The organism is Janthinobacterium sp. BCJ23, assembly GCF_059617945.1.
Map to the genome: position 1 here is coordinate 193,908 of NZ_JCAQAW010000005.1, position 13,533 is coordinate 207,440.

Below are 13,533 nucleotides of genomic sequence, written 5' to 3' on the forward strand. Positions count from 1 at the left end.
GGGGATTTTTGCTTTAGCGCAGCGCCTGCAGCAGCTTGTCCGCCAGGGCCGGCGCCGAGGCGGGATTCTGCCCCGAGATCAGTTCGCGGTCGACCACGACGTTGCTGGTCCACGGAGTCTGGTTCTGCACATACTGCGCGCCGGCCGCCTGCAAGCCCGACTGCGGGTAGAACTTCATCGTCCCGCCCTTCAGCGCGCCTTGCGCAGCCAGTTCTTCCTGATTGCTGATCACCGTCATGCGGTAGCCGCTGTAGATCCAGTCCGCCGGCTTGGCAGGCGTGCGGCCCGCTTCCAGCGCGGCCGCAAACGCGTCCGCCTGCGGCAAGGCCGACAGCAGGGCGATGGGGCCGTGGCACAGCAGCGCCGTCGGCTTGCCATCCGCGTGGAACTGGCGCAGCAAGGCGCCCAGGCTGGCATCCTTCAACAGATCCTGCATCGGCGCGTGGCCGCCCGGCACCAGCACGGCCGCGTAGTGGCCGTAACCGATCTGTTCCACACGCTTCAGGCTGATCACGGGCGAGCGGCCCGGCACCGTCAGCGCCAGCTGGTCCAGCAACGCCTTGTGCGCCGCGTGCGCGGCCGCGTCGCCGCCAAAGTAATCGACCGTATCCGAGCTGGCGTCCAGGGTGGGCGCCTGGCCCTGCGGCGTGGCGAACGTCACCGTGTGGCCCGCGTCGAGCAGCTTTTTCACGGGCTGCATCAGTTCATTCAGATAAAAACCCGTCGAAAAGACCTTGCCGTCGCGCAGCTCGAGGTGATTGGCGTCCGACAGCACGACGAGGACCTCGGCCGCCTGGGCCGTGGAAAAGGCGGCGAGCAACAGGCTGCTGATCAGTAATTTTTTCATGGTGTGGCCTTTCTGTAGAGAGGTCACCAGCATATTCCGAATCAAAATAGGAAAAAATGATGAATAATGCACAGCACTAATGCAGAATAAGACCGAATAGAAGCGCCGAATAGGAATGAAATGGACAAATTGCAGGCGATGCAGCTGTTTCGCCGCGTGGCCGAGCTGGGCAGCTTTCGCCGCGCCGCCGATGAACTGGACCTGTCAGCGTCATATGTGAGCCGGCGCATCGGCCAGCTGGAGCAGGAACTGGGCGGGCGCCTGATGACGCGCACCACGCGCCAGCTGGCCCTGACGGAAACGGGCGCCGCCTACCTCGAGCACTGCCGCAAGCTGCTCGACGAGCTGGCGCAAGCGGAAGACATGGTGGCCCACTCGACGGCGCACGTGACGGGCCGCCTGCGCATCAACGCGCCGCTGACCTTGGGCGTGGGCGAGCTGGCCGAGGGCCTGGCCGATTTCATGGCCGACTGGCCCGCGCTGCGCCTGGACGTCGACCTGAAGGATGAATATGTCGACCTGGCGGCCGCCAACTACGACCTGGGCTTTCGCGTCACCACCGCGCTCAACGATTCGAGCTACGTGGCGCGCCCCATCCACGACTACCGCCTGCACATCTGCTGCGCGCCCGCCTACCTGGAACGCCACGGCCCCGTGCGGGAAGCCACGGACCTGACGCGCCAGCGCTGCTTCATCTACAGCCACGCGCTGTTCGGCAGCCGCTGGCCGCTGCGCCATGCGGGACCGCACAGCGACATCGAAGTGCCGAACTGGGTCCGCACGAACAACACGCTGTTCATGCGCAGCCTGATCCTGCGCGGCCTGGGCATCGGCATCCTGCCCACCTTTGTCTGCCGCGAGGAACTGGCCAGCGGCGCCCTGGTCGAGCTGTTTCCGGACATCGAGCGGCCCAGTCTGGCGCTGTTCGCCATCTATCCGTCGCGCCAGCTGGTCGCGCCCCGCGTGACGCGCTGCATCGAGCACCTGAAGCAGTGGTATGCGCAGCGCTATCCCACGCCGGCCGCGTGAAGCCGGTAAAATCACGCCACTCTCAATCAAGGATGACCCCATGATCAGCTGGCAATGGAACACGTTCGACGAACTCGGCCCCCACGATTTGTACCAAGTGCTGGCCTTGCGCCAGCGCGTGTTCGTCATCGAACAGCAGTGCATTTATCCGGATCTGGACGGCCATGACCAGCAAGCCATGCATTTGCTGGGCTGGCAAACGGTCGATGGCCAGCGCCGTCTGGCCGCCTACCTGCGCGTGCTGGCACCGGGCGCCAAGTATGTGGAAATGTCGCTGGGCCGCGTGCTGACGGCGCCCGAGGCGCGCACCACGGGCGCCGGCAAACAGCTATTAACGGAAGGCATCGCCCGCGCCGTACGCCAGCATCCTGGCCACGCCATCCGCATCGGCGCACAGCAGTACCTGGAGCGCTTCTACCAGTCGTTCGGCTTTGTCACCGTCAGCGCACCGTACGACGAAGACGGCATACAGCACGTCGACATGCTGCGCGCGGTGGAGCAAGCGGCATGACGACGGCCCTCATTTCCTGGAGCGGCGGCAAGGATTCCTGCCTGGCCCTGTGGCGCGCGCGCAACGCCGGCATGGACGTGCCGCTGTTGATCACGGCCATGGATGAAGATGGCCGCAAATCGCGCTCGCACGGCGTGCCGCCCGAGCTGCTCGCCGCGCAGGCGGCCAGCCTGGGCGCGCGCCTGCAGCGCTATCACGCCAGCTGGGCCAGCTACGAAGAGCAATTCATCGCCATGCTGCGCGCGGCCAAGGCCGAGGGCATCGATCACGCGCTGTTTGGCGACATCGACCTGCAGCCGCACCGCGACTGGGAAGAAAAAGTCTGCGCGGTCGCCGGCCTGACGGCGCACCTGCCCCTGTGGGGCGGGGATCGCCGCGCGCTGGTCGACGAATTTCTCGCCGCCGGCTTCAAGGCCATCGTCGTGTGCATCAATGGCCAGCACCTGCCGCGCGCATTTTGCGGACGCGAGTTCGACGCTTCCTTCCTCGCCGACCTGCCGCCCGGCGTCGACGCCTGCGGCGAAAACGGCGAATTCCACACCTTCGTCTACGACGGTCCCGCCTTCAGCGCACCGGTGGCGCTGCGCCGCACGCAAGTGCTGCAATATGACGCGCCGGCCAACCTGGGCGGCGCCACGTATTACTTCCAGGAGCTGGCCCCGCCCGAGGCGTAAAGGGCCCGCCAAAGCAAAAAGGGCGATTCCGTGGAATCGCCCTTTTGCTTTGCTGCCCTGCGCGTGCCTACTTTTTCGTCACGCTCACCAGCTTGATCTCGAACAGCAAGCCGGCATAGCCAGGAATCTTCGGCGCGCTGCCCGCCTTGCCATAACCGAGGTCATACGGAATGGCCAGCACGCGCGTGCCGCCGACCTTCATGCCGACCAGGCCGCGGTCCCAGCCCAGGATGACCTGGCCGATACCGAGAGGGAAACTAAAACCGGCGCCAGTCTGGTTCGCATCGAACTGCACGCCCTTGTTGCCCGGCTTGCTTGCGTCATACAGCCAGCCCGTGTAAGTCACCAGCAGGGTGTCGCCCGCCGCCGCTGCCGTACCGGTGCCGACCACCGGATCGGTAATGGTCAGTTCTTTCACTTGCGTATTCGGGTCGAGCACGACCGGCTTCTCGGTGTTGGCAGCAGCACCGCAAGCGGTCAGGGCCACGGCACAAGCGAGGGTGGCGATCATTTGAAATACCGATTTCATGGTTTCCCTTTAAATATTGGTGTGTGGCTGAGGCCCGTACGGTGCGGACCGGTGCGAGCAGCAGTTTAACAGGAGTCGCGCAGCCAATTTGTAAGCAGACGTAAGCGCGGCGGAAGATTACGCAACAATACAACATTGCCAAAATAACCATTCCACCCCATTGTCACATCTAGATTTCCACCTGCGTGCCCAGTTCGATCACCCGGTTGCTCGGGATCTGATAGTAGTCGGCCGCCGTGCGCGCATTGCGCGACATGGTGACGAACAGGTGCTCGCGCCATGGCATCATGCCGGCGCCCGGCGTCGAAATGATGGTCTGGCGCGCGATGAAGAACGACGTTTCCATCATCTCGAAATCCAGCCCCTGCTGCGCGCACTGGGCCAGCGCGGACGGAATGTCCGGTTCATCCTTGAAGCCGTAATGCACATTGACCTGGTAGCACTGGTGGCCCAGGTCCACCACGCGCACGCGCTCCGATGGCGCCACCCACGGCTCTTCATGCATGAAGACGGTGAGGAAAATGACGCGCTCATGCAACACCTTGTTGTGCAGCAAGTTATGCAGCAGCGCATGCGGCACGCCATCCGTTTCGCCGCGCAGGAAAATGGCCGTGCCCGGCACGCGCAGCGGCGGCGCGATGAACAGCGACGAAAGGAAATCGTCGAGCGGGATCGCATGCTTTTCCAGGTTCTGAAACACCAGCTGGCGGCCGCGCTTCCAGGTCAGCATGACGATGAACAAAATCGAGCCCAGCAGCAGCGGGAACCAGCCGCCATGGAACAGTTTCAGCGCAGTTGCCGACACCAGGTTGACGTCGATAATCAGGAAAAAGCCCGTGGCGGCCCAGCACAGGGCCAGGTTCATCTTCCAGCGGTAGCGGATGACGAAGAACGTCAGGATCGTGGTCGACAGCATGGTGGCCGTGACGGCGATACCGTAGGCGGCGGCCAGGTTTTCCGAAGAACCGAAGCCGATGACGGCCAGCAGCACCACGGCCAGTTGCAGCCAGTTCACGGCGGGGATGTAGATCTGCCCGATTTCGCTTTCCGACGTGTGGCGCACGCGCATGCGCGGCAAGAAGCCCAGCGCGATCGCCTGCTTGGTCATCGAGAAGGTGCCGGAAATGGTTGCCTGCGAGGCGATCACGGTGGCCATGGTCGACAGGATCACCAGCGGGTAGACGCTCCATGCGCCCAGCTGCTGGTAAAACGGATTCGTGACGGCTTCCGGATGCGCGAGCAGCAAGCCGCCCTGGCCCAGGTAGTTCAGCGCCAGCGCGGGAAAGGCGATCAGGAACCAGGCCAGGCGGATCGGCTTCTTGCCGAAATGGCCCATGTCGGCGTACAGCGCCTCGGCGCCCGTCAGCGCCAGCACCACGGCGCCCAGGGCAACGAAGGCAACGAAGCCGTTATTCATCAGGAAGGTCGCCGCGTGCAGGGGATTGAGCGCGGCCAGGATGGCTGGCGACTTGATGATGTTGACCACGCCCATGCCGGCCAGCGCGGCAAACCACAGCACCATGATGGGGGCAAAATAGCGGCCGATGCCGGCCGTGCCGTGCGATTGCACCGAGTACAGCGCCACCAGCACGACGATGGTCAGCGGTACCACGTACGGACTGAAGGCGGGCGTGGCCACTTGCAGGCCTTCGATGGCCGACAGCACGGAAATGGCCGGCGTGATCACGCTGTCGCCATAGAACAGGGTGGCGCCGAAGACGCCGATCACCATCAGCGGGAAATGCCAGCGCGACAGGCGGCTGACGGACGACAGCACCAGCGCCATCAGGGCCATGATGCCGCCCTCGCCGCGGTTATCGGCGCGCAACACCAGGGTCACGTACTTGAGCGAGACGATCAGGGTCAGGCCCCAGAAGATCAGCGAGACGATGCCCAGCAAGTTCTCGGGCGACAGCATCAGGCCGTGGGCCGGGTCGAAGACGGTCTTCAAGGTGTACAGCGGACTGGTACCGATATCGCCGTAAACGATGCCGACGGCCGCCAGGGTCAGGCCAGCCAGGCCGCTTTTTTTATGTTCCGACGTCAAGATTGCACCCATTTTTGTTTTGTTGCATCGCACAATATGATAGGTATTAGCAAATAGCAAGAGTATTTTTGCATGGTTCCGCAGCTGCCCCAAAGTCGTGGTTTTGTGCCGCTCCGCCTTGCTGCGCGGGCTTGCGGCCATTGATTTGTTGCCATTCTACGCCTCGCCAGCGGCGCCGGGCAGCCCCCGATGTTTTCAGCCATAATGACAGACTGTCTACTCTCCTGCGAAGCCCATCATGAATCCAGGCATGTTGTACGCCTCCCTCGCCTTCCTTTGCTGGGGCCTGTTCCCCCTGTACTTTCATGCCATCGGCGAGATCGCGCCGCAGGAAATCCTCGCGCACCGCATGGTCTGGTCGCTCTTGTTCCTCGGTATCGTACTGACCGTGCGCCGGCAGTGGAGCTGGCTGGGCAGCCTGAAAGCGCAACCCAGGGTCGTGGCCAGTTTCGTCGCCAGTGCGTTTTTGCTCTCGGCCAACTGGTTCATCTATATCTGGGCCGTCAACAACGGCCACGTGGTCGACGCCAGCCTCGGCTACTTCATTACGCCCCTGATCAATGTCATGCTGGGCTTTCTGCTGCTGCACGAACGCCTGCGCCGCCTGCAGTGGCTGGCCATCGGCCTGGCCGCCTGCGGCGTGGCCTGGCTCACCTGGCAGGCGGGGCAAGTGCCCTGGATCGCCCTGCTGCTGGCGGCCTCGTTCGGCGGCTATGGCTTGCTGCGCAAAACGGCCGCGCTGGGCGCGCTGGAAGGCCTGTCGTTCGAAACATTGATTCTGTTCCCCCTGGCGCTGGCCTACATGCTGTGGCTGGCCTGGCATGGCCAGAGCGGCTTCGTCAATACAGATTCCACCGCCACGCGCGCGCTGCTGCTGGCGTCCGGCCCCATCACGGCCATTCCCCTGCTGCTGTTTGCCGCCGGCGCGCGCCGCCTGCCGCTGGCCGTGCTGGGGCTATTGCAATACATCGCCCCCACGGGCCAGCTCTTGATCGGCGTATGGGTCTTCCATGAATCGTTCACGCCCGAGCGCATGCTGGGCTTCCTCGTCATCTGGACGGCGCTGGGCCTGTATGCGGCCGAAGGGTTGTGGAGCAGCCGCCGCGCGCGTGTGACCGCCTGAGCGGCCCGTTCCGGCAGCGCACAGCGCTGGCCGGAAGCGGGCGTTTACCGTATCCTGTCCGTCTTTGTATATCACCCGAGATTTCTAATGGCAAATTACGTCTACACCATGAATCGCGTGGGCAAAATCGTCCCGCCCAAGCGCCAGATTCTGAAAGATATTTCCCTCTCCTTCTTCCCAGGCGCGAAGATCGGCGTGCTGGGCCTGAACGGCTCCGGCAAATCGACCCTGCTGAAAATCATGGCAGGCATCGACACCGACATCCAGGGCGAAGCCGTGCCGATGCCGGGCTTGAACATCGGCTACCTGCCGCAGGAACCGCAGCTGGACCCGGCAAAAACCGTGCGCCAGGAAGTGGAATCTGGCCTGGGCGAAGTGTTTGAAGCGCAAGCCAAGCTGGAAGCCGTGTACGCCGCGTATGCCGAGGAAGACGCCGATTTCGACGCCCTGGCCACGGAACAGGCACGCCTGGAAGCGATCATCTCGACTTCCGACGGCGGCAATCTGAATCTGCAGCTGGAAATGGCCGCCGACGCGCTGCGCCTGCCGCCATGGGACGCCACCATCGGCGTGCTGTCCGGCGGTGAAAAGCGCCGCGTGGCGCTGTGCAAGCTGCTGCTGTCGAAACCCGACATGCTGCTGCTCGACGAGCCGACCAACCATCTGGATGCGGAATCGGTCGACTGGCTGGAACAATTCCTGCTGCGCTTCCCCGGCACCGTGGTGGCCATCACCCATGACCGCTACTTCCTCGACAACGCGGCAGAGTGGATTCTGGAGCTGGACCGCGGCCACGGCATTCCATGGAAGGGTAACTACTCGACCTGGCTGGACCAGAAGCAAGCCCGCCTGAAGCAGGAAGAGGCGACGGAATCGGCGCGCCAGAAAGCGCTGCAGAAGGAATTGGAATGGTCGCGCCAGAACCCGAAAGCGCGCCAGGCCAAGTCGAAAGCCCGCCTGGCCCGCTTCAACGAGCTGTCCGAGCACGAATACCAGAAGCGCAACGAAACGCAGGAAATCTTCATTCCCGTGGCCGAACGCCTGGGCAATGAAGTCATCGAGTTCAAGAACGTGTCGAAAGCGTTCGGCGACCGCTTGCTGATCGATAACCTGAGCTTCACCGTGCCGCCAGGCGCCATCGTCGGCATCATCGGCCCCAACGGCGCCGGTAAATCGACCCTGTTCAAGATGATCACCGGCAAGGAAACGCCGGACAGCGGCGAAGTGGCCATCGGCCAGACGGCGCGCGTGTCCATCGTCGACCAGAACCGCGATAGTCTCGCTGACAACAAATCCGTGTTCGAGGACGTGTCCGGCGGCGCCGACATGCTGACCGTGGGCCGCTTCGAAATGCCGTCGCGCGCCTACCTGGGCCGCTTCAACTTCAAGGGCTCGGACCAGCAAAAGCAAGTGGGCAACCTGTCCGGCGGTGAACGCGGCCGTCTGCACCTGGCGAAAACCCTCTTAATGGGCGGCAACGTCCTGCTGCTCGATGAGCCGTCGAACGATCTGGACGTGGAAACCTTGCGCGCGCTGGAAGACGCCCTGCTGGAATTTGCCGGCAGCGTCATGGTCATTTCCCATGACCGCTGGTTCCTCGACCGTATCGCCACGCACATCCTGGCGTTCGAAGGCAATTCGCAAGTCACCTTCTTCGACGGCAACTATCAAGAATACGAAGCCGACAAGAAGAAACGCCTGGGTGAAGAAGGCGCGAAGCCGAAACGTATCCGCTACAAGCCTTTGACCACGTAATTTCGGTCTGCCATGCAAAAAGGCAGTTACCTCGCGGTAACTGCCTTTTTTTTCAGCAAACTTCCAGGTGATTAGAAGTTGTAGCGTGCGCCTAAAGCGAGGCCCGTAGCCTTGCGGCCCTGGTCGGCGCTCTTGCCGAAGTGTTCCACTTCCGCCGTCAGCGAGACTTTCTCGTTGATCGCGTACTGGGCGCCGACGGAAGCGTACACGCCCGTCTTGTCGTTGCCGCTGATGCCGGTCGACAGGCCCGTGCCGCTCAAGCTATTCTTGACCTTGGCCACGCCCAGCTTGCCGAACACGCCGACCTTGTCGGTCACGGGCATGGTGGCCTTGCCGGCCAGGTAGTAGCCGTGCGAATCGCTTTTCACGGAACCGTTGCCGGCGCCCGTGACATAGCTGTAATCCTTGCTGCCGAAATCGGCATAGCCGCCCTCGACCGCCCAGGTCTTATCGAAATCGTAACCGGCGAAGATCTTGGCGCCAGCCTTGTAGCCGCTGTGATTATCGGCGCTGGTGGCGCCAGGAATATCGAAGTTATAGCGGTTGCCCGTGACGCCGGCACCCACATAGGCGCCCTCGGCGTGTGCGGCGCTCATGCCGGTCAGTGCGGTAACGGAAGCGATCATTGCAAACAGGATTTTCTTCTTCATCATGTTCTCTCTCTTAATTGGTGGATGTTCCTAGATTCATGCCTGGATTCGCAGTTCAGCGAAGTGCGATGAGGACACAATAACAGCCGAAAAAAGCTACGTCTTTCACCATTCCGTAAGAACTGTGACAAGATGTAAGCCGAGATTCCAAACTGACAATAACCGTAAAATGCGCACCGTTGAGCGAACTTAAGATAGACTTAAGAACATTATCGATTTTCAGCCAAAGGAGAAGTGCATGCATAAACGCCAATTTCTCGCCGCCGCCATGGCGGGCGCGGCCCTGCCCGCCATCGCCCGGGCGGCGCCCGCCGGCCTGCGCGGCCCGGCCTTGCTGACCATCACGGGCAGCATCGACAAGCCGAACCGGGGTCCGTTCGACGCCGTGCGCGACCAGATGATGCACAAGCAAAAGATCAGTTTTGAGCGGGCGCGGGCATTCGACTTTGCGGCGCTGGCGAACTTGCCGGCGCGCACGATCCACCCCACCCTGGAATACGACGGCAAGGCGCATGCCTTGCGCGGACCATTGCTGGTCGATGTATTGAAGGCGGCGGGCGCGCCCGAGGAAGGTGAGATTCGCTTGCTGCTGCGCGCCGTCGATGGCTATGCGGCGGCGCTGACCATGGCGCAGGCGCGCGCGCAGCGTTTTATTGTCGCCACCCACCTGGACGGGCAGGCGATGGCGCTGGGCGGGCTGGGGCCGCTATGGGCGATCCACGATGCGGACCGCATCGCGGCCGTGGCGGCCCTGCCCCTGGCCGAACGTTTTGCCAGCTGCCCATGGGCGCTGTATCACATCGGCGTGGAGGCGGGTTGACGCGGTTGAGGCAGATTAGGCGTAGGCTTCCGCCATCGACATCACCCGTGGGGAGATCGTGATGCCATGCTCTTCGAACAGCGCCGTGATGGCCGCCACGTTCTGCGTGCACTCCTCGGTTTTCCAGCCCTTGAAGATATCCGTGCCATCCTTCTGGAAATGCAGGTCCAGCACTTTGCCCCCATCCTTGTGCAGATAAGGCGAGCTATAGGTGTTCTCGAAGCCCAACGCCTTCAATTGCCCCAGCAAGGCTGATGGTGGATGGTCGGGATCGGTGGCGAGAAAAATGCCGAAGGTCTTGCCAGGCGGCTTGGCGGCGATGTCGACCTCGTAGATGCCGGGGGCCTTGCTGACGGACGTACTCTTTAAAAATAACATGCAACACTCCCTGCGCGTAATATCCTGCGCCTGAAACGGGCGGCAAGACAGGGGCGGTGCGCAATGATTCCCCTCATCAAATCTTATTGCTAATTGGCATCTTTGTCGACAAATCGGCACTTTTATTTGGTAAGTCGTGGTTATCTTGTCGCGTTCGCCAGGGTAAATTATCAATAAAACCAGTTATCATTGCGCCAATACCCGCCCTGCTGCATACTTTTGGCTTGCGTCACGATAGCCTTCCCGCCGGCCACTCCCCGTCTCCATGCGTCTTCTGTCGATCAAATACCGCCTGCTCATCCTCCTGACCCTGATCCTGGGGGCGGGCTTCATGGCGACCAGCCTGGCCAGCTACCTGGCCTCGCGCCAGGCCATCGAACACGGCATCGCCGACCAGACCCTGCCGCTGACGGGCGACAATATTTATTCGGAAATCCAGAAGGACATGCTGCGCCCCGTCTTCATCTCGTCGCTGATGGCGCACGACACCTTCGTGCGCGACTGGATACTGGCCGGCGAAAACAAGCCGGAGCAGATCGTGCGCTACCTGGCCGAGGTCAAGAAGAAATACGGTGCCATCACCAGCTTTCTCGTCTCGGACAAGAGCAGCAAATATTACTATGCGGAAGGCACCTTGAAATCCGTCAGCCCGCAAGAGACGCGCGACATCTGGTACTACCGCGTGCGCGCCATGGACAAGACCGATTATGAAACGAATGTCGATATCGACATGGCCAACCGCGACAGCATGACCATCTTCATCAACCACCGCGTGGTTGACTACGACGGCCAGTTCATCGGCGCCACCGGCATCGGCCTGACCCTGGACACCATGAGCCACATCATCGACCGCTACCAGGCGCGCTTCCACCGCAACATCTATTTTGTCGATGCCGCCGGCACGCTGGTATTGGCGGGCAAGACCATGCGCAATGGGCGCGGCAACATCCGCAGCCTGCCCGGCGTGAGCGCCATTGCCGGGCAGATCATCAACCACCGCAGCGAACCGACGCATCTGTCGTACCAGCTGGGCCGCGCGGAAATCCTCGTCAATTCGCGTTTCATTCCCGAACTGGGCTGGTACCTGGTGGTCGAGCAGAATGTCAGCGACGAAGTCCAGTCGCTGCAGCGCGTGTTCATCTTCAACCTGGCCATCAGCTTTGGCGTCACCCTGCTGGTACTGGGGCTGACCTTGCTGACGGTGAACCGCTACCAGCGCCGCATCGAGCGCATCGCCTCGACGGATGCGCTGACCGGGCTCTTGAACCGCCAATCGCTGGAATTGCTGTTCCAGCGCGCCATGCTTCTGTCCAGACGCAACGAGCAGCCGATGTCCGCCATCCTGTTCGACATCGATTTCTTCAAGCGCGTCAACGATACCCACGGCCACCTGTGGGGCGACAAGGTCATCCGTGGCGTAGCCGACGTGGCGCGCGCCACCGTGCGCGAAAGCGACGTCATCACGCGCTGGGGCGGCGAGGAGTATTTGGTACTGCTGAATAACTGCAGCCTGGCGCAAGCGGCGGAAGTGGCGGAAAACCTGCGCGCCGCCATCGAAGGCCACGATTTCGGCCTGCCCGCGCCGCAGCTACCCGTAACGATCAGCCTGGGCGTGGCCGAGTACCGGCCGGAGGAAAGCGAATCGGCCTTCTTTTCACGTGCCGACAGCGCCTTGTACCAGGCCAAGCATCACGGCCGCAACGGCGTGCACGCGGCCTGAGTCATCCACCGCGCTTGCGTCTGGCCAGGTGCTGCGTGGGCGCCACCAGCGCCCGGTACAGCTCGCCCGTGGCGGCATCCCAGCTTTGCACGGCCAGCTGCTGGCGTTGTACGGTGGCCGAATCGCCGCGTGCGATGGGGCCGGACAGCGCCGGCGCGGCGCCCAGGCGGAATACATTGGCCACCGCTTCCGTCACCAGCGGCTGCGCCAGTTCGCGCGCCACCGGCTCGGGAATGCCGGCCGCCTGATACGCGCGCAAGGCCGCGTCGAGCACCGTCACCAGGTAATTGCTGGCGAAGACGGCAGCGGCGTGATACAGGGTCTTGGCGGCCGGATCGATGGGCACGGGGCGCGCGCCGATGGCATTCAAGGCGGGCGTGAGGAAGGCCAGCGCCAGCGGGTCGCCTTCCACGCCGCAAAACGTACCGTCAAAGGTGGCGGCCACCTGTGCCGGATCGGCAAAGCTGCGGATCGGGTGGGCGCTGGCGACAAACGCGCCGGCCTGCGTGGCCGCCAGCAGCACGTTCGAGGCCAGCGCGCCGCTACAGTGAAACACGATGGCGCCCGCCTGCCGTCCTTCGGCCACCAGCGCCGCGCAGGCCGGGCCGATCTGGTCGTCGGAGACGGCCAGCATGGTGACGTCGGCGTGGCGCAAGGCAGCATAGCTGTCGACGGGCGTGCCGGCGCCGATGAAAGCGACGGCCGCTTGCGCCGAGGCCATCGACCGCGTCAGCACATCCTGCACCAGGATTTTTCCACCATGCGTCCCCTCGGTTTGCGCAAACAGCCTGCCCAGCACGCGGCCCACGTGGCCGGCGCCGATGATATTGAGTGTGACGTTCATGATGATTTTCTAAAAGCTCGATCCCGGCTGGCGCAAAAATTCCAGCTCTTGCGGCGTGGACGCGCGGCCGAGGATGGCATTGCGGTGCGGGAAGCGGCCAAAGCGGGCGATCACTTCCTGGTGGCGCTCGGCGTAGTCGAGCATGCCGTCAAAACCGGGCTGCGCCTGCGACAGCAGCTGGAACAGCTCGACGGCGCGCGCCTGCATGGCCAGGTCTTCCGCGTGTTCGAACGGCAGGTAGGCAAAAGCGCGCAGCATCGGCGGCAGTTGTCCATCCTGCCCCGCTTGCGTCAAGGCGATGGCCAGCGCCAGCGCCTGAGCGTCGCCGGCAAAGGCGCGCGGCGTGCCGCGATACACATTGCGCGTAAACTGGTCGAGCACGATGAGGCGCGCCAGCGCGCCGTGCGGCGTCGCATCCCATTCGCGCAAGCCGCCGTCGATGGCGGCATCGATCAGCGCGCCGAAACGCGCGCGTATCTGCGCGTCGAAAGCATCATCCTTGCGGAACCATTCCGCGCGCGATTGGCCATAGTCTGGGTTATCCGGCGGCAGGAACCAGAAATCGAGTACCTCTTGGGCCTGTGCATCCATGTCCATCCTCTCAGC

At 63.0% G+C, this 13,533-nt stretch carries 14 protein-coding genes; 7 read left to right on the forward strand and 7 right to left on the reverse strand.

Annotated elements, in window-relative coordinates:
* Positions 1-13: 13 nt before the first annotated feature.
* Complete coding sequence (locus AC54AG_RS17800; RefSeq protein ID WP_496631129.1) at positions 14-847, reverse strand: type 1 glutamine amidotransferase domain-containing protein; 834 nt, start codon at positions 845-847, stop codon at positions 14-16.
* A gap of 120 nt (positions 848-967) precedes the next feature.
* Between AC54AG_RS17800 and AC54AG_RS17805 the strand changes: the two genes are divergently transcribed.
* From AC54AG_RS17805 to AC54AG_RS17815, 3 genes are read left to right on the forward strand one after another with little or no spacing between them, the layout of a single operon-like run.
* Positions 968-1,876 carry a LysR family transcriptional regulator gene (locus AC54AG_RS17805; protein WP_496631130.1) on the forward strand — a complete coding sequence of 303 codons (909 nt, stop codon included), beginning with the start codon at positions 968-970 and terminating at the stop codon, positions 1,874-1,876.
* Between the two features lie 40 nt (positions 1,877-1,916).
* Positions 1,917-2,387 (forward strand): GNAT family N-acetyltransferase, encoded by a 471-nt coding sequence (locus tag AC54AG_RS17810; RefSeq protein WP_219328556.1) that lies wholly within the window; start codon positions 1,917-1,919, stop codon positions 2,385-2,387.
* Complete coding sequence (locus AC54AG_RS17815; protein ID WP_319992036.1) at positions 2,384-3,061, forward strand: Dph6-related ATP pyrophosphatase; 678 nt, start codon at positions 2,384-2,386, stop codon at positions 3,059-3,061. The genes AC54AG_RS17810 and AC54AG_RS17815 overlap by 4 nt, the downstream gene beginning before the upstream one ends.
* Before the next feature lie 67 nt (positions 3,062-3,128).
* Here AC54AG_RS17815 and AC54AG_RS17820 read toward each other — a convergent pair whose 3' ends face one another.
* Positions 3,129-3,590, reverse strand: a complete 462-nt coding sequence (locus AC54AG_RS17820) for an FKBP-type peptidyl-prolyl cis-trans isomerase (RefSeq protein WP_034752853.1) — start codon at positions 3,588-3,590, stop codon at positions 3,129-3,131.
* A gap of 169 nt (positions 3,591-3,759) precedes the next feature.
* Complete coding sequence (locus tag AC54AG_RS17825; RefSeq protein WP_496631278.1) at positions 3,760-5,637, reverse strand: potassium transporter Kup; 1,878 nt, start codon at positions 5,635-5,637, stop codon at positions 3,760-3,762.
* 238 nt (positions 5,638-5,875) lie between these two features.
* Here AC54AG_RS17825 and rarD point away from each other — a divergent pair, with 238 nt between their 5' ends.
* Positions 5,876-6,760: an EamA family transporter RarD gene (rarD, locus tag AC54AG_RS17830; RefSeq protein WP_496631131.1), complete on the forward strand. Its 885-nt coding sequence runs from the start codon at positions 5,876-5,878 to the stop codon at positions 6,758-6,760.
* An 87-nt stretch (positions 6,761-6,847) separates the two neighbouring features.
* Positions 6,848-8,515 carry an energy-dependent translational throttle protein EttA gene (ettA, locus tag AC54AG_RS17835; RefSeq protein WP_034752850.1) on the forward strand — a complete coding sequence of 556 codons (1,668 nt, stop codon included), beginning with the start codon at positions 6,848-6,850 and terminating at the stop codon, positions 8,513-8,515.
* 71 nt (positions 8,516-8,586) lie between these two features.
* On the opposite strand, the gene AC54AG_RS17840 is transcribed toward ettA, so the two are convergent.
* Complete coding sequence (locus AC54AG_RS17840; RefSeq protein WP_034752848.1) at positions 8,587-9,168, reverse strand: porin family protein; 582 nt, start codon at positions 9,166-9,168, stop codon at positions 8,587-8,589.
* Positions 9,169-9,403: 235 nt separating this feature from the next.
* On the opposite strand from AC54AG_RS17840, the gene AC54AG_RS17845 reads away from it, so the two are divergent.
* Positions 9,404-9,985 carry a putative pterin-binding protein gene (locus tag AC54AG_RS17845; protein WP_338680346.1) on the forward strand — a complete coding sequence of 194 codons (582 nt, stop codon included), beginning with the start codon at positions 9,404-9,406 and terminating at the stop codon, positions 9,983-9,985.
* A 15-nt stretch (positions 9,986-10,000) separates the two neighbouring features.
* On the opposite strand, the gene AC54AG_RS17850 is transcribed toward AC54AG_RS17845, so the two are convergent.
* Positions 10,001-10,363: a hypothetical protein gene (locus AC54AG_RS17850; RefSeq protein WP_034752842.1), complete on the reverse strand. Its 363-nt coding sequence runs from the start codon at positions 10,361-10,363 to the stop codon at positions 10,001-10,003.
* Between the two features lie 265 nt (positions 10,364-10,628).
* Here AC54AG_RS17850 and AC54AG_RS17855 point away from each other — a divergent pair, with 265 nt between their 5' ends.
* Positions 10,629-12,083 carry a sensor domain-containing diguanylate cyclase gene (locus tag AC54AG_RS17855; RefSeq protein WP_496631132.1) on the forward strand — a complete coding sequence of 485 codons (1,455 nt, stop codon included), beginning with the start codon at positions 10,629-10,631 and terminating at the stop codon, positions 12,081-12,083.
* A 1-nt stretch (position 12,084) separates the two neighbouring features.
* Here the strand turns inward: AC54AG_RS17855 and AC54AG_RS17860 are convergent, their stop codons facing one another.
* Positions 12,085-12,927, reverse strand: coding sequence for a Rossmann-like and DUF2520 domain-containing protein (locus AC54AG_RS17860; RefSeq protein ID WP_496631133.1), 843 nt, complete (start codon positions 12,925-12,927; stop codon positions 12,085-12,087).
* A gap of 9 nt (positions 12,928-12,936) precedes the next feature.
* Entirely contained in the window at positions 12,937-13,524 is a 588-nt protein-coding gene (locus AC54AG_RS17865; RefSeq protein ID WP_080698608.1) for a DUF924 family protein, read from the reverse strand.
* Between the last annotated feature and the right edge of the window lie 9 nt (positions 13,525-13,533).